We start from the raw sequence: 19,843 nt of genomic DNA on the forward strand, positions 1-19,843 counted from the left end.
GACACGCACACAAAGAAAACACTTCTCTCGAATTGGAGAAGTGTTTTTCTTTCATTACTCGTTTGAACTAGAAGATTGTGATTGTTTTGCAGCTGATTGTGCATTTTGTTTTTTCACTGCATGCACATCTGTTTCAGTTGCAAACTCTGTACCATAACTAGCATTTGCACTTTGAGCAGCAGAAGCTTGTGCTTTCTGTGCCTCTGATTGTGCGTTCGCTTGTTTTACTGCTTGTACATTCGTTTCAGTTGCAAACTCTGTACCATAGCTAGCATTTGTACTTTGAATGCTAGCACCAGAAGTTGCCTTATTATAACCTTGTTGTTTTTTACTCATCTTTCTCACCTCCACAATCAATAATGTAACCAATTCACTTAGAAGTTATCCCTAATTTTCTTTTTGAAAATTCACGTATATATCTCTTATCACTCATTCAAACTACATATGATGGAGGTGGGAATATGTATACTGGACGTGATATGACTGAGCTAACTATGATTTCCAAAAATGAATGGAAAGAGGATGAATTAGCTTATTTTCATCATTCATTTCAGCAAATTATGCCTTATCTAAATGTAGAGGGACAAACGATTTATAAAGAAGTTGTGAAAGAAATCGAGTCACGGGGCCGATTATAAACGCGTGGATTTTCAACCTCAAAATACAAACTTATTTTCAATATAAAAAAACGTGTTCCAAAGTTCTGGAACACGTTTTTTATTATTTATCCCGCTATTTGCCGGGCAGTAAGACCCCACCTCAAAATGCAGCGAAAGCAAAGAAGTTAGGTTGGGGCCTTGCTGCCCATAAAAGCCCGATTGGTGAGGGCTAATAATCAGTGGGGGATGAAGAAAACCCCCACTGATTAAAGTTTCACTTTACTGCATTGTAATTTTCTCAACACACTTTTCGTAAATTGTACGATGTGATTTCGAGAAAGGTAACTGTTCAAACGCTTCTTTCGATACAAACTTTAATGTATCCGTTTCGACAATATTACCTGTTACTTTTCCGTAAAATATGAAGATATCCCAAGTACGATGTGTAAAAGTATGTTGTACATTCATCGCGTATTCATCAATAGAAACAGAGAGATCAAAGCTCTCCTTCATATAATCCGTAAGCTGTTGTTTTTGATTACGAATACCTTCACTTAGTTCAATATTCGGGAACTCCCACATATTAGCCAGTAATCCCGTACTTGGGCGTTTATTAATTACGTAACGGCCATCTTCAGTTTGAAGTACTCCCGCAACGAGCGGTACCATTGTAGGTGCTTTCGCTTTACTCTTCACTGGTAGTTCTTTTTGAACACCTTCAGCATACCCTCTGCAATGTTCACGTACAGGACAAAGTAAACAAGATGGATTTTTCGGTATACAAATTAATGCCCCTAATTCCATCAAACCTTGGTTAAAATAAGATGGATTTTCTATAGAAATAATTTCACGCACAATCTCTTCAAAAACTTTTCTCGTTTTCGGTTTTGCAATATCATCCCACACTGATAAAATACGAGATAATACGCGCATAACATTTCCATCAACCGCTGGCTCTGGTATGCCATATGCAATACTTAAAATGGCACCTTTTGTATATGGTCCCACTCCTTTTAATTTTTCAATTTTCTTTACATCGCTCGGTACTGTCCCGCCGTATACTTCTTTTACCTCTTTTACTGCAGCATGTAAATTTCGTGCTCTAGAATAATAACCTAAGCCTTCCCATGCTTTTAATACTTCTTCATCATCGGCAGTTGCTAGCGCTTCAAGCGTAGGAAACTTCCCCATAAAATTTGCGTAATATGGTTTTACAGCCTCTACCCTTGTTTGCTGTAACATAATTTCTGAAACCCAAACACGGTATGGATCTTTATTTTTTCGCCACGGTAAATCACGTTGTTCTTTTTCAAACCAACCAATTAAATCATTTTGAAACTGTTCTATGTTAAACTCATTTAATATTTCAAGTGTCAAACTTGATCCCCCTCATTTTTTTGCATATACGTACTATTATAAAGATTTTAGGAAAAAATTTAAGTAAGATGACATAGGAAATAGAAGGCAAAGGACTTGAGGTATCGAATAAAAAGAGTTACATTAATAAAAAACGGAGGTGGATTTCTATGGACACAGCCACTCACCTTGTTATGGGCGTTACTCTAGGCAGTTTGGCAACATTAGATCCAGCTATAGCACAAAGTGATATTGGGCCACAAGCAGTGATGCTTGCAACAATTGCCGGTTCCAATATTCCTGACATCGATACAGTTTTAAAATTGCGTAATAACGCTAAATATATAAGAAATCATCGCGGGATTACTCATTCCATCCCTGCAGTGATCCTTTGGTCACTCCTTATAAGTGGCATCTCTTTCGCCTTCTTTTCAGACGCTCCCTATCTGCATCTACTACTTTGGTCATTTATTGCCGTCTTTCTTCATGTCTTTGTGGATATTTTCAATGCCTATGGTACACAGGCATTAAGGCCCTTCACAAAAAAATGGGTAGCGCTCGGCATAATTAATACGTTTGATACTGTCATTTTCTTTATCCATATACTTGCTATCGCCTGTATGCTTGTCGGAGCACATAAAGGCTATACTGCTTTAGCAGCGTATATATTAATGTTTGTTTACTACATTGGCCGCATTATGATGCATCGAAATATTAAAAGTGTAGTATACAAACGTTTCAAAAATGTAGAGAAAGTAATTATTTCTCCTTCTTACAAATTTTATCATTATCATTTAGCCGTCGTTACAACTGAATATTACTACGTAGCAAGATGGCACCGCGGTAACATCCTTGTATACGATAAATTTAATCGCGTGCCGTTCCCGAATACCGCCATTATGCAAGCCGCTGTGCGAGATGAAAATATATCTGCTTTCTTATCTTTCTCGCCTGTATATCGCTGGGATATTTTCGATTATGATAACTATTATGAAGTTCGATTCATTGATTTGCGGTATCGAAGTAAAGATTATTATCCATTCGTCGCAATCGTTCAGCTCGATCAAAATTTAAATATTATTAGTTCATATACAGGATGGATTTTCAGCGAAGAGAAACTTCGAAAGAAACTGGAATTGCTTCCACATTAAAAAAAGCGACCTACGTCGCTTTTTTTAATGTTTCAAATGATCTTCTTGATTGATTAAATGGCTATACTTCGGATTATTTGTACGCATTTCATGAAGGCGCCCTCCATGATTATTAACCCATGTTCGTACCACTTGTTCAGTCATTTCCTCACCTTGGTAACGACCTGATTTAGCATAAGTTGTTCGGAAGTCTTCCCACAGTAATTCAACCCATGCACGAGCTTGGGCGTAAGAAAGGTTGTCATTTTTATCTAATAATTCTTTCGTTAATGTTTCATAAATATCATTCATGTTCTATTCTCCTTTTACCTATTTATTCCCTTAATTTCTAAAGGATAGTTTCTTCTATTTTGCACATTCTATAAGTGATACTTCTTAAAGGGGTATCGACTGATAGTGAGGGGGCGTTCTTAATGGGTAGACAAGCCGAATTTTGGTCTGAGTCAAAAAACAACAGCAAAATCGACGGTCAACCGAAAGCGAAATCACGCTTCGCTTCGAAACGACCTAACGGCACAATTAACACGCACCCACAAGAGCGTATGCGTGCTGCAAATCAGCAGGAAGAGTAGTACAAATTAAATTCCTACACGAGGTGATAAAGATGAGCTACCGTGACCATTTAGATCGTCGTTCTGAATTATTTAACCATACGTGGACTCGTCCAAAACATGCGAAAGCGCAAGTTAATGGACAGACGCAACAAACCCAGTCTCTCATTATACTGGCAAACGAATGTAAAAAACGCCAATTTTAGAATCTCCTATCTCCTTTAACGCCTACCAAAGATGAAAACCAGAGAGATATTCACTCTCTGGTTTTTATTTTTCCTGCAGCAAGGAAATTGGTATTCCAATCTCTTCATTATCATTTTGCTTATATCCCCAAGCAAATACCCCATTGAAATACGTAATTTTAAATACCACACCAGGTTCTTCTACTAATTCATATGTCTCACCAATATGGAATTTATTTATATCTATCATATAAGCACGAGCCATAGCCATTTTTCTCATTAATACATCGAATTCATTTACAATTCCAAGTTGCTCAGCCTTTACTGCTTGCTCCTTCAAAACCCCAATTTCTTCCCTTAACTCATGTGGTGTCATTTCACTGTAGCGTTTTGGCGTACCCATCTTATTTCCTCATCCCTCTTCACGTTTCATTTGTAAAAATATATCTATCTCATCAATAGAGAATCCTTTTCGATATAACGCTTGCTTCACCTTATTTTCGAATGTCCAACCATCATACTTCTTATATTTCTCATAATATTTATTCCCATGATAGTGTAACGCTTCTTGTTGCTGTTCGTCATCTTTTTCGTCTTTCAATTCTTCCAAGCAAATTTGAATCACATCTCTAGAATATCCTTTACGAACAAGCATTTCATCTAACTTTAGCTTCATTTGTAAAAATGAATGCTTTTGATAAGATTTTTTCTTCTTTTCTATAAGAAACAAAGCATTCTCCATTTGCTTCTCCTTTGGATACTCTTGTAAACTATGTGTAATGATTAAATCCTGAACACCTTTACTTAATAGCCCTCTCCTAATAACAGTTGGACCTTTTTGATTCACATTACTTTGCGTTCGCACGTATGAAATAGCGTACTCTTTATCATTAATATATCGATCATGTAATAATTTCGAAACGACTTCAGAGATGATGGCCTGTCCCACTTCTTTTTTTCGTAAGAAATCTTCTATTTCTTGTTTTGTTCTCATTTGATAGGATAAATAGGAAATCGCTTGTAAATATGCTTTTTGTACCTCTTCATTGTACAAAATATTCCCTAACGCTACTTCATCAATTTCTAAGCCTTTTTGTAACCCATGTTTCATTAAGATTGATTGATTCACACTAAACCCGTACTCTTCGCCTTGACCTTTATCAATATAAATATTAAATCGTTCTTTCGATCGTTTTTGCACTTCTATTTTTGTAATGACAGTCATACTCTCACCTCTCTATTATTTTAACATAGTCAAGGAACGTTTTTTCTTTTCAAGAATATATATAATGAGGAGGAAATAATTGTGAAAATCGCAATTTCTGGTGGCTCTGGCTTTATAGGCAAATCCCTTTCTAGTTTTTTTATTCAAAAGGGATTTACTGTTTACATTCTTACTCGAAAAAAAATTGCTGAAACTTCACACACTAACCTTCAATACGTACAGTGGACACCGGATTTACAGACCTTCCCTCTCTCATCTATCGATGTAGTTATTAATCTAGCTGGAGAATCTATTAATAGTAGATGGACAAAAAAACAAAAAGAATCAATTTTAAACAGTAGAATTCAAACAACAAAAGGACTCATTAAACAATTACAAACCCTTGAAACAAAGCCACACACATTTATTAATGCAAGTGCCATTGGATACTATGGGACATCTGAAACCGAATCTTTTACAGAACAGCAAGAGACTCCAGGAGATGACTTTTTAGCAAACACAGTATATTTGTGGGAGCAAGAAGCATCTAAAGCCCGCTCCATTGGAATAAGAACTGTCTACACAAGATTTGGAGTCGTATTGGGCGCAGATGGAGGAGCTCTTCCAAAAATGCTACTCCCCTATCAATTATATATCGGCGGTACACTTGGATCTGGAAACCAATGGTTATCATGGATTCATATAGACGATGTCGTTCGCATGATTGATTTCATCATTCACAAAAAAGAAATTGACGGACCTTTTAATATTACAGCGCCAACGCCAATACGGATGAAAGAGTTCGGTGAAATTATTGCCACTATAACTAGGCGACCTCATTGGCTACCTGTTCCTTCATTTGTACTTCGCGCTTTACTCGGTGAGATGAGTATACTTGTATTAGAAGGGCAACATGTATTACCCAATAAAGCTATTAAACATGGATATCAATACACATTTCCAACAGTTAACCATGCATTACAAAATATCCTCTTGCATACAATGTAGTACTTTTAAAATACAGTTTTACGGGTAGTCTATCTCCTCCAAGACTTCTTACTTTTTAAACACCGGAGCATTACTACACGAAAAACCTTTCAGTTACTTTGTCTAAACCTATTCTACACATTACAAGGTGACGGAAATGAGGTCTCTATGAAAATATTGCTCAAACAAGCCATTGTATATCCTATTACATCCCAAAAGTTTCAAGGAGATGTACTCGTTATAGGAGAACGCATTGCCGCGGTCAAACCTCATATTGATACTACTCAGGATATGACCGTTATAGATGCACGAGCTCTTCATCTCTTGCCTGGATTTATTGATGTTCATACTCACCTTGGCCTCTACGATGAAGGTACTGGTTGGGCTGGTAATGATGCAAATGAAACATCCGAAGTTTCAACACCACATATCCGTTCTTTAGACGGGATTCATCCTTTTGATATTGCATTTCAAGACGCTGTACAAAATGGTGTTACGACTGTTCACGTGATGCCCGGAAGCCAAAACATTATCGGCGGTACTACTTGCGTAATAAAAACTGCTGGAACTTGTATTGATCATATGATTATTCAGGAACCTGCTGGTTTAAAAATTGCCTTTGGAGAAAACCCTAAAAAGTTCCATAGCAACGGCACAAAAGAATCAATAACACGTATGGGAATTATGGGGTTACTTCGTGAATCATTCTATGACGCACAACACTACGGGCATGAAGCTGATTTTCGAATGCTACCTATTTTAAAAGCACTCCGCCGAGAAATACCGGTACGTATCCACGCTCACCGCGCAGATGATATCACTTCAGCCTTACGCTTTGCGACAGAATTCAATCTTGATTTACGTATTGAACATTGTACAGAAGGGCACTTTATTGTTGAAGAGCTTTCGAAACACAATTTAAAAGTTTCAGTTGGACCTACTCTTACGCGACGTTCGAAAATCGAACTTAAAAACAAAACGTGGGATACTTATCATATTTTATCGAAAAATGGAGTAGAAGTTTCTATTACAACCGACCACCCTTATACACCCATTCAATATTTAAATATTTGCGCTGCCATTGCAGTAAGAGAAGGATTAGATGAGAAAACAGCGTTGGAAGGAATCACTATTTTCCCAGCTCGAAATTTACGTTTGGAGGATAGAATTGGAAGCATTGATGTTGGAAAAGATGCTGACCTCGTGTTATGGACACATCATCCTTTCCATTATTTAGCCAAGCCTGTACTCACTATGATTGACGGAAAAATAATTTACAAAAAAAATAAAAAAAACTAGTTTATTTTTTTGACTAGATACAGTATTATACGATTATAAACTGAATGAAACCATAATCAATTTGTGTCGTGATTATCATTTTCAAATTGATGAATGGGGAAGGCAAATGGTGCGCCACCAGCGTTAGAAACTGGTTCTAGTGGGTTCGATTCCCACCCCGAAATTTTTTAAAGATTGATATAAAAATTTCGAGGGTGGGTGCTTTTTCGTCATGCTACCCTCGTGTGAGGAGGAGTTAGTGTGTTGAAAAAACGCGACTTACACGACAGCCACGTTCTATACGAATTAATGGTGGATCCTGCTGTCTTCCCTTTTGTGCGTCAAAAGGCCTATTCTTATGAAGAATATTTATTTTTAACGAAACAAACAATCGAAGCCGAAGAGCGTGGAGAATTAATCTCACGCACAATTTTAGATGAATGGGGTAACCCCATCGGCACAATTACTTTATTTGATGTGCAAGAAAAAGCTGGATTCCTCGGAACTTGGCTTGGCAAACCATATCACGGTAAAGGATATAATAAATTGGCGAAAGATTCATTTTTTAGCGAACTTTTCTATGAATTAGATATTGAAACGATTTTTATGCGTATTCGTAAAATAAATATTCGGTCTATTAAAGCTGCCGAAAAACTACAATATGTAAATCTAGCAAACGAAACAAGAAAAGCCGTTTATGATGAAATTAACGCGCATGAAGAAGTATATAATTTATATGAAATTCCAAAAGATCAGTATACACTTGCAACAATGCGAGATACAACATTCCAAGAAGCACACCAATTAAAAGAAGCGTAATCTAAAAATTCAGAAATGATAATTAATCATTACTAGTTTGACATATATGTATATCACCCCATGTCTTTGGAAACGATAGATAGTGACTTTAGGACACGAGGTGATTTGTAATGGATAAAAGGAAACGTGATAAAGCAAAAAACACATTATCTAGTACACAAGAAGTTCTCTATCAGCGAGAATTTCGAAAAGCAGATCGTGCAGCGGGCTATCGCTCAAAAAGTATTTAAAGTGAAACTGAATAATTAGAAGGTTTCCCCCCTAATTATTCAGTTTCATTACATAAGATTTTCCAATGAATTAGTAAAAAAGGTTCCTTATTTATAAGGAACCTTTTTTTGTGGACAACCTTATCCACAAAAAACGTAGAATTGTGCATAAATTACAAAAGTATTTTACGAATTCATTTATTTAAATGAATTCGTAACGTGAGAATTGTGGATAATTTTCTAAAAATTGTGGATTATGTGGATATAGCTGTTAATATTCCGATTTTACTGTCTAATGAAGGCGTAATCCCTTGTGGATAAAGTGAAACTTTAATCAGTCGGAGTTTTGTTTATCCCCACTGATTATTAGCCCTCACCAATCGGGCTTTTGCGGGATAAGTTAATAATTCACGTTTATTTTTTTACAACAATAAAAAAAACCCCCTTTAAATGCTTAAAAGAGGGTTTCATATTAAGTAAAAGATTCGGCAAGAACTGGTGATTTAATAGGTATATGATTCGGCTCTGCATGATTTTCTGCCAAAATTGTATCCACAATATGACCAGCTGGCTCAGGACGATAAATACTTTTCATTGCTTCTTTCATCTGAAGAAGCTTCATATCATCTTTTAATAACGCCTCTGTTTTTGCAAAAACTTCACTATCATCACGAATTACAACTGCAGCCCCTTTTTTTTCAAAATACAACGCATTTTCATTCTCTTGTCCTGGGACAGGTTTATATAAAATGACGGGTACTTGTAATGCTGCTGCTTCGCTTAATGTAATACCACCTGGCTTCGTAATCATACAAGAAGTAACACGGAACAATTCATCAATGTTTTCAACATAACCAAATACTTTTAAAGCATCAGAACTTTGTTCCTGTAGTTCCATTAAATCCTGCTTTAAAGCTTCGTTTTTCCCACAAACGACAACTACTTGTAAGTTTGGTACTGACATAAATGACTGGCATAGCTCTTTTACACTCCCTAGCACACCATGAGCACCTGCTACAATTAGTAACATCTTTTTATCCTTACATAACTGATATTTATTATATATAATTGCTGGATTTATCTTTAGCTCAAAACTGCTACGAATCGGAATCCCTGTTTCAACAATTTGTTCTGCAGGTACACCGATATCAACCATCACTTTTTTCACATGATCGGTTGCTACAAAATAACGATCTACTTCTCGATGGATCCATATTTTATGCACGCAAAAATCCGTTAATACGTTATAAACAGGAATAGAAATACCTATTTGCTTTTTCAATTCTGGTACAGCGATGATTGGAAAGGTATTAATAACAATATCCGGTTTCTCCACCTGTAATAGCGTCTTCAAACGCTTTCTCCCAAAATTCGCATACCAAGATGCTATTTTTTTATCATAAATTTTCTCTACACCATAATAAAACAAACGATATAATTCTTTTCCTACCGTATAGCTTTTTAAATATAAATATTTTGTAATATCGGTTATAACTGGATGTGATTCTCCAAACAAGTCGCATACAATTACATCTTCGATTCCTTTTTGGCGAAATGTTTGTTCTAATGTTTTTGCCACTTGCACATGACCGTTACCGTAATGTGCAGTTAATATTAAAACCTTGGGGTTTTTTATCAAACAAATCCACTCCTAGCTTTTTGTTTCTCCATATTGCATATACGACAATAGGAAAAACATTTTCCTTAAAAACTACATACTCGGATTCTAATACTTTCCTGTTAGCTATGTATCTGTCGTGGATATGCAAAGCATATAAGATTGACCCCTTAATCCTATCTGTGCTCATATCTTTACATTATACTTTCCTATAAGAGCTTTCGCAATAACTTACAAATGTTCTATATTCCATAATACTCACTCTTTTACTTCTTAATTCTTTTTACTATTTTGATTTCCCTTTACAATTATGTAAATTTCTCCGCTTATTCTTTACAAAAATATGGATATTCCCTTTTCAGTATACTCTTTTCTAAATATATACTCTAGATTTTATTATGAAGAAACAAAAAGCCTAACCAAATGTTTAGGTTAGACTGCTTGTAAAATATGTTTTGCATGTTCAACATTTTCTTCTGTCGGTGGATTCACATCCGCAAGTGGATACTTATGTCCAAGTGCCTCCCATTTATAAACACCGAGCTTATGATATGGTAGCACTTCCACTTTCTTAACATTAGATAGACTTTGAATAAAGTTTGATAATTTTTGCAAATCCTCTTCACCATCGGTAACACCGGGAACCAATACATGTCTTACCCAAATTGGTTTCTTTATATCCGATAAATAACGAGCAAATTGTAAAATGTGTTCATTTGGTTTCCCTGTTAATTTACGATGTTTCTTTGAATCAATATGCTTCAAATCCAATAAAACTAAATCTGTATACTCCATTAAAATATCTAGCTTATTTTGGAATTCTGGTTCTTCAGAATAACAACCGCCAGAAGAATCGATTGTTGTATGGATACCAGCTTCTTTGCACTTTTTAAACAACTGGGTTAAGAAGTCTAGCTGTAATAGTGGCTCTCCACCGCTAACTGTTATACCGCCTCCAGAAGCTTCAATAAATGGAAGGTAACATGTCACATCCTGCATCACTTCTTCAACTGTTATTTCTTTACCTTTACCGATTTCCCATGTATCAGCATTATGACAATATTGACAACGTAATAAACACCCTTGTGTAAATATGACATAACGAATCCCTGGGCCATCAACAGTACCACAAGACTCTACAGAATGTATTCTTCCTTTTACCATGTTACTTCCTCCTTTATTGAAACAGCCTCCCTCCGCTATATATTAAAAGCAGAGGGACACTTTTTTCACTTACATGCTTTCATGCATTGTACGGTTTATTACATCAATTTGTTGTTCACGAGTTAATTTAATAAAGTTAACAGCGTAACCAGATACACGAATTGTTAATTGTGGATATTTTTCAGGATGCTCCATTGCATCCATTAATGTTTCACGGTTAAATACGTTAATATTTAAGTGGTGTCCTTCTTTTATTGCATATCCATCAAGCATAGATACTAAGTTGCGTACTTGTACATCATCTTCTTTACCAAGTGCTTTTGGAATAATAGAGAATGTATTTGAAATACCATCTTGTGCATCTTCATATGGTAATTTAGCTACAGATAATAATGATGCTAATGCACCTTTTGTATCACGGCCATGCATTGGGTTTGCGCCCGGTGCAAATGGTTCTCCAGTACGACGTCCATCTGGAGTGTTACCAGTTTTCTTACCGTATACAACGTTAGATGTGATTGTTAAGATTGACATTGTATGAACAGAATTACGGTATGTTTTATGTTTGCGAATCTTGTTCATAAATGTTTTCACAAGATTTACTGCGATTTCATCTACACGATCATCATTGTTACCGTATTTAGGGAAATCTCCCTCAATTTCGAAATCAACTGCAATACCATTTTCATCACGAATTGGTTTTACTTGTGCATATTTAATTGCACTTAAAGAGTCTGCTACTACAGATAATCCAGCGATACCTGTTGCCATTGTACGAAGAACATTTGTATCGTGAAGTGCCATTTCAATACGTTCATAGCTATATTTATCGTGCATATAGTGAATTACATTTAATGTATTTAAGTATAGACCAGCTAACCATTCCATTGTCATATCGAATTTACGCATAACTTCTTCATAATCTAATACTTCAGAAGTAATTGGTGCGTATTCAGGACCAACTTGTGCTTTTGACTTTTCATCTTTACCACCGTTAACCGCATATAGTAATGCTTTCGCTAAGTTTGCACGTGCTCCGAAGAACTGCATTTGTTTACCAATTCTCATTGCTGATACACAACAAGCAATACCGTAGTCATCACCGTAGTCAGCACGCATAATGTCATCATTTTCGTATTGAATTGCTGATGTTTTAATAGACATTTTTGCACAGTAGTTTTTAAAGTTCTCTGGTAATTGTTTAGACCAAAGAACTGTTAAGTTTGGTTCTGGTGCTGGTCCTAAATTATCTAATGTATGCAAGAAACGGAATGAGTTTTTTGTTACTAACGGACGACCGTCTAACGCCATACCACCGATAGATTCAGTTACCCAAGTTGGATCTCCAGAGAATAGTTCATTATAATCAGGTGTTCTTGCAAATTTCACAAGACGTAATTTCATAATGAAATGGTCAACAATTTCTTGTGCTTTTTCTTCTGTTAAAGTACCATTTGCTAAATCTCTTTCAATGTAAACATCTAAGAATGTAGAGGTACGTCCAAGGCTCATTGCTGCCCCGTTTTGCTCTTTAATTGCTGCAAGATAAGCAAAGTATAACCATTGGAAGGCCTCTTGTGCATTTGTAGCTGGCTTAGAAATATCGAATCCATGAGAAGCAGCCATCTGTTTTAACTCTTGAAGTGCACGCATTTGCTCAGATAATTCTTCACGTAAACGCATTGTATCTTCGCTCATTACACCGCCAGTTAAATTATAATCCGCTTTTTTCGCTTCAATTAAATGATCTATACCATATAGCGCTACGCGGCGATAGTCACCGATAATACGTCCACGTCCATACGCATCTGGAAGACCAGTAATAACACCTGATTTACGAGCCGCTTTCATTTCTGGTGTGTATGCATCAAATACACCTTGATTATGAGTTTTACGCCAGTCTCTGAAAATCTTGCTAAGTTCTTTATCCATTTCATATCCATACGCTTCACAAGCTTGTTCTGCCATACGAATACCACCATATGGTTGTAAAGAACGTTTAAATGGTTTATCAGTTTGGAAACCGACCACTTTTTCAATATCTTTATTTAAATATCCTGGTTCATGTGATGTAATAGAAGAAACAATTTTTGTATCCATATCAAGAACGCCACCGTTTTCACGTTCCTTTGTTGTTAAATCCATTACTTGATCCCAAAGTTGTTTCGTTGCTTCAGTTGCTTCCGCTAAGAAAGAGTCTTCTCCCTCGTAAACGTTTACATTATTTAAAATGAAATCGCGAACATCAATCTCTGCTTTCCATTTTTCACCTTTAAAGTTTTCCCACGCGCTTTTTACATTTTCTAATACTTGAGTCATCCTAATCTCCTCCATTTTTGATTAGTACAGGACTACGTTTTTTTATATAACAGCTTACACACTTAGAATACTACTTTTTTTCGGAAGTGGACGAAATAGTTGTGACATGTTTGTGAAATGTTGAGCAAACTACTACATACATAGTGTTAACCTCACATAAAACTCTTTAGAATTAACCCTTTCTTTAATTGTATTTTTTTGGTATTCTTATATACGAGTCCTATTTTGTAATATAAGAACGATACCCATTGTAGAGCTGTAATACTCTTATCTCCTAATCTGTTATAGTTTTTATAACAGAGCAAAAAAGTGTACATACGTTGTACACTTTTTTTGTTACCACTATAAAACATCTCTTTTTCTATTTCCATCGTAAAATCCACCACGACTGTTTGTTAATGCAATTAATTGCTCTAATCCTTCTATATGATCACCAATAATTCGAAGGACAGCTGGAGGATGACCTATTTTTGCGAAATGTTCACTGGGACGAATACGGTTCATCTTATCAACATCGACACGACTTACACAAGCGATTTCAAAACCTGAAAGTACAGCTTTAACTTGTGCTACACAAGGTGACAATAATGATTTATACCCTATTTCCTTCAAACAAGTACGACTAAACGCATTAGGTACAGCAATAAGAGAGCCTACTCCTAAATCTTTTCTATCACAAGCTAAATTTAATGCATATTTAAATGCTGTTACAAGATGAAGTGGTACTCTCAAATCTAAATAATGATTTAAATCATTTAATGCGACATCCGTTCCATCTGCAATAGCTTTTGCAAAGGGATATAGCTCACTAGCTGGAATAACAAAATCACCGTCTATAAATAAAACAATTTCTCCTTTTGCAAAATAAGTTCCAAGCGAACGCCCCACATCGTTTCCAAGTGCTTCTTTATACACAATTGTTGTTGCTCCCTTGTCTTTTGCAATTGTTGCCGTTTTATCGGACGAACCATTTACAACAACGATGATTTCAAAAGGTTCAATTTTGCGAAGCTCTTCTATAACGTTTCCAATTGTTTTCTCTTCATTTTGTACAGGAATAATTACCGATAATTGCTCTCCTTTATACAAATTAGATGTAACGCCCCATCCTTGATAAAAATCTTCAAAATTTAGAGTATGATAGACACTCTCTCTTTTCCTATTTCCATCATAATATCCTCCGCGCCCATCGCTGCCTAATATCCGCTCTGCTACAGCTTCTATATGATCACCTATCATTCGTTTTTCAGATTGAGAAAGATCCGTGCCATATGCAGCATGCTCGAATGGACGAAATTTATTTGGCGTAATAACGTCAATTGCACAATGACGACTAATTCTCCATTTACTTTGTGCTAGGCGTAGATGAGCCACAATAGGATTAACAAAACATTCGTCTCCAATACTTTGCACAAATTCCTTTGTCAGCGCATGAGGTACAGATAATAAAGAATCAATTTTTAATTCTTCACGCTCTAACATTGCATTTAATATCTGGCGCCATACTGTCACGGAGTGCGGTTTTTGTTTCTTTAAAAATAATGCGTCCAAATTATTTAAAACGATGTCCGCCTGATCATGTAAAATCGGATTAAGGAATAATTGTAATTTTGAAGTTTGAATAGCAAAATCTCCATCTACAAACAGTAATACATCACCTATCGCATGTTTTGCACCAACTGCGCGTCCAACGTCGTTACCAAGTGACTCTTTATGCTGGATTACTGTACATCCTAAGCTCTCAGCAATCGCTTCTGTACCATCATTACAACCATTTGCTACTACAATAATCTCTACTGGATTCAATGGTTTTACCGATTGAACCACATCTGAAATCGTATCCACTTCATTACATACGGGAATAATAACTGATAACGACTTAGCCATTGTTTTCTTCACGAAACCATTTAATAGTTTCTTTCAATCCTTGTTCCCACGTTACTTTCGCTTGAAACTGAACGAGTTCTCTTAATTTCGTTACGTCTGGTCTTCTATTTGGAATCTCTTCAAATCCATGTGGATATACTTCCTCAAATGGAACGTGCACAATTTTGGAAATAGACTTCGTTAATTTTTTTATATCTTCCGCTACTATCCTTATATTTTTTTCATTCTCAGAACCTATATTAATAATTTCACCATTTACCTTCTCATCCATTGCATGAATTGTTGCCTCGACCGCATCACTTACATACGTAAAGCAGCGTGTCTGCTTTCCATCTCCATACACGAGAATATCGTCACCTTGCAAAGCCGCACGAATAAATCGTGGAATTACTCCTGCGTACGGACCATCTTTCGCTCTTGGACCATAAATATTAAAATAACGAACAATCGTTACAGGTAAACCTTCTAATGCGTACCCTAAACATAATGTTTCCTCTAACGTTTTACAAATTGCATAACTCCAACGTATTTTGGAAGTTGCACCGTATAAACGATCTCCTTCTTCAGAGAATGGCGGCTCTCCCTTTCCATATACTTCAGAAGTAGATGCAAATACTACTTTCTTCTTCCCTTTTAACGCTGCTTGTAAAATATTTCTCGTTCCATCGAAATTTGTTTCAATAAGCTCTACACTTTTTTCCATTGTAGTTTTGACTCCCAAAATTGCAGCTAAATGAAACACCACATCATGTTGATTCACTAATTCATAAATTGAATTTTTATCTAAAACGCTTATTGGAATAACCCGGAGCTCTTTCATTAACTCATTATGATATTTATTTTTTCCTTTATAGAAGTTATCCACAATAGTAACTTCATAACCTCTTTTCACCAACTCTTCAGCTAAATGCGAACCAATAAATCCTGCTCCACCTGTAATTAAACATTTTTCACTCATACACTCACCTTCTTTACGATTCCACGTGTATCTATTAATCGCTCAATCCCTTTAAAAAGATTCCAATCGATGCTAGAGTGATCCGTTACAATTAAAATACAATTTGCTTGTTTAATTCTTTGTTCATCTAATGGAACAGATTGATATAGTGTATCTCCAATTTTCGCTGTAGAAATATACGGATCATGATATTCTATCTTGTATCCTTCTTTTATTAATAATTGAATAATTGGCAACGCCGGTGATTCTCTCAAATCATTTACATCTTTCTTATATGCAATCCCTACTATTAAAACCGTTGCGGGTGATTGCACCACACCTTTTACTTTCCCGATTATTTTCGCTGGCATTTCTTCATTAATTACATGTGCTGCCTCAATTAATTGACTAATTGCTCCAGCCTTTCTTATTCTCCATTGAAAATATAAAGGATCTACCGGAATACAGTGTCCTCCTATTCCTGGTCCTGGCCAATACGGAGTAAATCCAAACGGTTTTGTAGATGCCGCTTCAAGCACCTCATAAAAATTAATATTCAAACTTTCACAAAGTATATTTAACTCATTTACTAATGAAATATTAACTAAGCGCTGAATGTTTTCAAATAGCTTACACATCTCCGCTACTTTCGGAGAACTAACTGGAACAACTACATCAAATATAGTGCTATACAAATCCTGTACTTTTTGTTTACACTGCTCGGTTTGTCCACTAATAACTTTTGGAATTGTTTCAACTGAATACTGGCTATTCGCTGGATCAATTCGCTCTGGAGAATACCCAATATAATAATCTTCTCCTACCTTTTTACCTGTTTGAGAAATAATAGGAATGATAACTTCCTCCAGTGTACCTGGATATGTGGAGCTTTCAAAAATGAAGGTTTGTCCTTCTTGAAGGTGTTGTTGTATATAATGGGAGGCTGAAACGAGTGCACTTAAATCGGGTTCTTTATTCTCATTAATTGGCGTAGGCACAGTCACAATAACATACTCACTATTTTGGAACTCCGCAAAACCTTTATCTGGTGTATTTACCATTAATTTTCTCTCGTTCAATAAATTTTGTAATACGTTAGAAGAAACATCAGGAATATAACTTTCTCCTTTAATTATTGATTCTATCTTCCTATTATCTTTATCTAATCCAAGTACAGCATGTCCTCTTTCTGCAAAAAGGACCGCTAAAGGAAGGCCAACATATCCTAATCCAATAATGGTTACTTTACTACTAGCATTCATCTATATTCTCTTCTTCCCTTCTCAATTGTAGTATTATATCTCTATCCCTTTCTCCGTCTGTAAAACTCCCGCGCCCATTCGTATGTTGTAATAAATAAGCAATCGCCTCAAGCTGATCACCGAAAATACGATCGAATGCAGGAATTCTTCCCTTTACAAACCCATGTTGCTCTGGACGTACTCGATTTGTTTTTATAACATCTACAAATTCCACTGCTGTAATAGAGCATTCTTCTAAAATAGCTTTCATTTGAGCTAATGGTGGAATGATAAGGGAATCATATCCAATTTTCTCTATTACCTTTTTATGCATAGCATGTGGCACTGCCGTTAATGAGTTGTTCCATAAATCTGGTCGTTTCGCTACCAAATTCACGAAATATTTCCCCATACTAATTGGATCTGCCGGGTGAAACATATCTAACAAACATTGCAAATCATTTAACGCCACATCATTTCCGTCTTCAATAGCATGCAAAAATGGAATTAGCTTTTTTGCCGGAATAGCAAAATCACCATCAACAAATAAACAAATATCTGCCGTAGCATGCATAGCCCCTATCGCTCGTGCTACATTATGTCCAAGTGCCTTCGCGAATTCAACTACAATAACATTCTCTAGCTTTGCTTGTTTAATTGTCTCGGTATCTGCTCCATTCGCAACAACTATAATTTCATCTACACCTGCCTTTTTCACTTCCTGTATGACAGATCTTATAGTCATTTTTTCTTCTGATACGGGTATAATAGCACTGTATTTCGCTTTTTCCTTTTGTAATAAAACTGGTTTATACTTCCCTATAAACCCTCTATCCCTGTTTCCCTCCGAAAAACCGCCACGTTTACCATATGTTTCGATTACGTATTGCAAAGCACACAAATGATCACCCATAATACGACTAGTCGCCTTCGGATAAGGAGAACCAGGTGATGTACCCGTATGCACAGGACGAACCTTATTCGTGTGAATTACATCGACCGAAGCCATATCGGCAATATCTACTCCTCTAGACATCGCCATCGCTTGAAATAGTGCTGGATCTGCTAAATTCCACCACCCAAGATTCTCAATAACATCTCGATTCATCGCATGTGGAATTGCGATTAAAGAACCAACAACAAGCTCTTTTTTATTCAAATAACGATTCAACATGAATTTTCCAACTGTCGTATAGTGTGGTCTCATCTTTAAATAAACAGACCATGTTAAATTATTCACAACAATTTGATGCCCTTGCTGAACTCCTTTCACGAAACGTTGTAGCTCTTTACTCTCAATAACGATGTCACCATCTAAAAACAATACAATTTCACCTTTTGCTTCTCTAGCTCCAATTGCCCTTCCTACATCATTACCAAGAGAATGTTTATAATAAATTACATGGCAACTATGCTGTAATGCGACTTCATTCGTTCCATCTGTCGATCCATTATCTACTACAATAATTTCATACGGCTTCAGCTTCTCCACTTCTACTAAAACTTGTGATAAAGTACTTGCTTCATTATGCGCTGGAATAACAACTGATATTCTCATACTTGTATCACTCTTACCCTTCCAAGCGAACATAAGCAATAATAGGAATACGCACAAGTACATCTTCAGGTGGTCCATAAGAAGGAGATGTACGAACACTTACTGCCCCGTCCGTCACAGATAAAAGAATACCTGCAACAATTTCGGCCGCTGTCACAACTTGCACTAATTCACCAACATGGTTACGCAATTCATCAGTAAATAACATATATAAGTCTCCTTTCTTACGCTTCTTTCATTGATATAATACTTGTAAATGGTAATAAAACTTCTGTTCCTATTCCTTCTTGCAGCGTTAAGAAATCGTCACCAACGGCTACAATAACACCTGTTAACTGTCCAACTGTCACAGTAATTTCTACGTTTTTACCTAAATATTGCTTTGCAATTTCTTTAAATGGTGATGTATTGCATTCTTTTAAAATGTTACAAATAATAGATTGAAATTGACTTGATTCTATAAACTCTTCCGTAGCTTGCTTAGAATTTCTTTGAATAAACTTTGCAAAGTTTTGCGAAAATAAAAGTCGTTCCACAGCAGGCAGTAACTTGTCATCTAAAAAATAGCCTAATTGTCTATTAAACAGTCTGGATAATTTATGCCAATATTTTCTGAACAGACACATATGCTTCTCCTCCTATTATTTTTAAAGTATAAAAAATTACATCCATACATCTTAATTTATACAAAGCAGACTTTTTTTGTGATAGGTAAGACATACATTTTCTAAAAGAAATAATTGTTTCAGAGCATAAAAAAAGATAGATGGTTTCCCATCT

23 protein-coding genes are annotated in these 19,843 nt (G+C 36.0%); 8 read left to right on the forward strand and 15 right to left on the reverse strand.

The window, feature by feature from the left end:
• Positions 1–54: 54 nt before the first annotated feature.
• On the reverse strand, positions 55–336 hold the full coding sequence (locus MR066_RS23785; RefSeq protein WP_002125062.1) for a gamma-type small acid-soluble spore protein: 282 nt from the start codon (positions 334–336) through the stop codon (positions 55–57).
• 125 nt (positions 337–461) lie between these two features.
• On the opposite strand from MR066_RS23785, the gene MR066_RS23790 reads away from it, so the two are divergent.
• Positions 462–638, forward strand: a complete 177-nt coding sequence (locus MR066_RS23790; protein ID WP_201065814.1) for a hypothetical protein — start codon at positions 462–464, stop codon at positions 636–638.
• A 240-nt stretch (positions 639–878) separates the two neighbouring features.
• On the opposite strand, the gene mutY is transcribed toward MR066_RS23790, so the two are convergent.
• Complete coding sequence (mutY, locus tag MR066_RS23800; RefSeq protein WP_002091125.1) at positions 879–1,976, reverse strand: A/G-specific adenine glycosylase; 1,098 nt, start codon at positions 1,974–1,976, stop codon at positions 879–881.
• A 149-nt stretch (positions 1,977–2,125) separates the two neighbouring features.
• Here mutY and MR066_RS23805 point away from each other — a divergent pair, with 149 nt between their 5' ends.
• The gene (locus MR066_RS23805) at positions 2,126–3,106 is read left to right on the forward strand and encodes a metal-dependent hydrolase (protein ID WP_098636265.1); all 981 of its coding nucleotides are present in this window, start codon (positions 2,126–2,128) and stop codon (positions 3,104–3,106) included.
• A gap of 24 nt (positions 3,107–3,130) precedes the next feature.
• Here the strand turns inward: MR066_RS23805 and MR066_RS23810 are convergent, their stop codons facing one another.
• Entirely contained in the window at positions 3,131–3,397 is a 267-nt protein-coding gene (locus MR066_RS23810) for a YfhJ family protein (protein ID WP_002010328.1), read from the reverse strand.
• Between the two features lie 122 nt (positions 3,398–3,519).
• On the opposite strand from MR066_RS23810, the gene MR066_RS23815 reads away from it, so the two are divergent.
• Both MR066_RS23815 and MR066_RS23820 read left to right on the forward strand, forming a co-directional pair.
• A complete protein-coding gene (locus MR066_RS23815; RefSeq protein ID WP_002010326.1) occupies positions 3,520–3,678 on the forward strand; it encodes a small, acid-soluble spore protein K in 159 nt (52 codons plus the stop codon).
• A 32-nt stretch (positions 3,679–3,710) separates the two neighbouring features.
• Positions 3,711–3,863: a YpzG family protein gene (locus MR066_RS23820; protein ID WP_002010325.1), complete on the forward strand. Its 153-nt coding sequence runs from the start codon at positions 3,711–3,713 to the stop codon at positions 3,861–3,863.
• 64 nt (positions 3,864–3,927) lie between these two features.
• On the opposite strand, the gene MR066_RS23825 is transcribed toward MR066_RS23820, so the two are convergent.
• Complete coding sequence (locus MR066_RS23825; RefSeq protein ID WP_002029631.1) at positions 3,928–4,245, reverse strand: YfhH family protein; 318 nt, start codon at positions 4,243–4,245, stop codon at positions 3,928–3,930.
• 9 nt (positions 4,246–4,254) lie between these two features.
• Positions 4,255–5,067, reverse strand: a complete 813-nt coding sequence (gene recX / locus MR066_RS23830; protein ID WP_002029629.1) for a recombination regulator RecX — start codon at positions 5,065–5,067, stop codon at positions 4,255–4,257.
• A gap of 81 nt (positions 5,068–5,148) precedes the next feature.
• On the opposite strand from recX, the gene MR066_RS23835 reads away from it, so the two are divergent.
• The 4 genes from MR066_RS23835 to MR066_RS23850 all read left to right on the forward strand — a co-directional run bounded on the left by MR066_RS23835 (position 5,149) and on the right by MR066_RS23850 (position 8,360).
• Positions 5,149–6,054: a TIGR01777 family oxidoreductase gene (locus tag MR066_RS23835; RefSeq protein ID WP_002140287.1), complete on the forward strand. Its 906-nt coding sequence runs from the start codon at positions 5,149–5,151 to the stop codon at positions 6,052–6,054.
• Between the two features lie 147 nt (positions 6,055–6,201).
• Complete coding sequence (locus MR066_RS23840) at positions 6,202–7,332, forward strand: amidohydrolase (RefSeq protein WP_242248722.1); 1,131 nt, start codon at positions 6,202–6,204, stop codon at positions 7,330–7,332.
• 240 nt (positions 7,333–7,572) lie between these two features.
• The gene (locus MR066_RS23845; RefSeq protein ID WP_002091129.1) at positions 7,573–8,130 is read left to right on the forward strand and encodes a GNAT family N-acetyltransferase; all 558 of its coding nucleotides are present in this window, start codon (positions 7,573–7,575) and stop codon (positions 8,128–8,130) included.
• A 110-nt stretch (positions 8,131–8,240) separates the two neighbouring features.
• A complete protein-coding gene (locus MR066_RS23850; protein WP_002029627.1) occupies positions 8,241–8,360 on the forward strand; it encodes a YfhE family protein in 120 nt (39 codons plus the stop codon).
• Positions 8,361–8,811: 451 nt separating this feature from the next.
• Here MR066_RS23850 and MR066_RS23855 read toward each other — a convergent pair whose 3' ends face one another.
• The 10 genes from MR066_RS23855 to MR066_RS23900 all read right to left on the reverse strand — a co-directional run bounded on the left by MR066_RS23855 (position 8,812) and on the right by MR066_RS23900 (position 19,689).
• On the reverse strand, positions 8,812–9,978 hold the full coding sequence (locus MR066_RS23855; RefSeq protein WP_088038355.1) for a diglucosyl diacylglycerol synthase: 1,167 nt from the start codon (positions 9,976–9,978) through the stop codon (positions 8,812–8,814).
• A 411-nt stretch (positions 9,979–10,389) separates the two neighbouring features.
• Positions 10,390–11,121, reverse strand: coding sequence for a pyruvate formate-lyase-activating protein (pflA, locus tag MR066_RS23860; protein WP_002029624.1), 732 nt, complete (start codon positions 11,119–11,121; stop codon positions 10,390–10,392).
• Positions 11,122–11,190: 69 nt separating this feature from the next.
• Positions 11,191–13,440 carry a formate C-acetyltransferase gene (pflB, locus tag MR066_RS23865; RefSeq protein ID WP_002029623.1) on the reverse strand — a complete coding sequence of 750 codons (2,250 nt, stop codon included), beginning with the start codon at positions 13,438–13,440 and terminating at the stop codon, positions 11,191–11,193.
• 152 nt (positions 13,441–13,592) lie between these two features.
• Positions 13,593–13,811 carry a hypothetical protein gene (locus tag MR066_RS23870; RefSeq protein ID WP_201065806.1) on the reverse strand — a complete coding sequence of 73 codons (219 nt, stop codon included), beginning with the start codon at positions 13,809–13,811 and terminating at the stop codon, positions 13,593–13,595.
• On the reverse strand, positions 13,783–15,327 hold the full coding sequence (locus tag MR066_RS23875; RefSeq protein WP_201067290.1) for a glycosyltransferase family 2 protein: 1,545 nt from the start codon (positions 15,325–15,327) through the stop codon (positions 13,783–13,785). The genes MR066_RS23870 and MR066_RS23875 overlap by 29 nt, the downstream gene beginning before the upstream one ends.
• A complete protein-coding gene (locus MR066_RS23880; RefSeq protein ID WP_242248723.1) occupies positions 15,320–16,285 on the reverse strand; it encodes an NAD-dependent epimerase/dehydratase family protein in 966 nt (321 codons plus the stop codon). Before MR066_RS23880 ends, MR066_RS23875 begins: the two co-directional genes overlap by 8 nt.
• Positions 16,282–17,526 carry a nucleotide sugar dehydrogenase gene (locus MR066_RS23885; protein ID WP_242248725.1) on the reverse strand — a complete coding sequence of 415 codons (1,245 nt, stop codon included), beginning with the start codon at positions 17,524–17,526 and terminating at the stop codon, positions 16,282–16,284. Before MR066_RS23885 ends, MR066_RS23880 begins: the two co-directional genes overlap by 4 nt.
• Positions 17,516–19,063, reverse strand: a complete 1,548-nt coding sequence (locus MR066_RS23890; RefSeq protein ID WP_242248727.1) for a glycosyltransferase family 2 protein — start codon at positions 19,061–19,063, stop codon at positions 17,516–17,518. Before MR066_RS23890 ends, MR066_RS23885 begins: the two co-directional genes overlap by 11 nt.
• Positions 19,064–19,076: 13 nt before the next feature.
• On the reverse strand, positions 19,077–19,271 hold the full coding sequence (locus MR066_RS23895) for an LSm family protein (RefSeq protein WP_002125042.1): 195 nt from the start codon (positions 19,269–19,271) through the stop codon (positions 19,077–19,079).
• A 16-nt stretch (positions 19,272–19,287) separates the two neighbouring features.
• Complete coding sequence (locus MR066_RS23900; RefSeq protein ID WP_033715617.1) at positions 19,288–19,689, reverse strand: LSm family protein; 402 nt, start codon at positions 19,687–19,689, stop codon at positions 19,288–19,290.
• Between the last annotated feature and the right edge of the window lie 154 nt (positions 19,690–19,843).

The sequence above is a fragment of the Bacillus cereus group sp. BfR-BA-01523 genome, from assembly GCF_022662615.1.
Classification (GTDB): domain Bacteria; phylum Bacillota; class Bacilli; order Bacillales; family Bacillaceae_G; genus Bacillus_A; species Bacillus_A mycoides.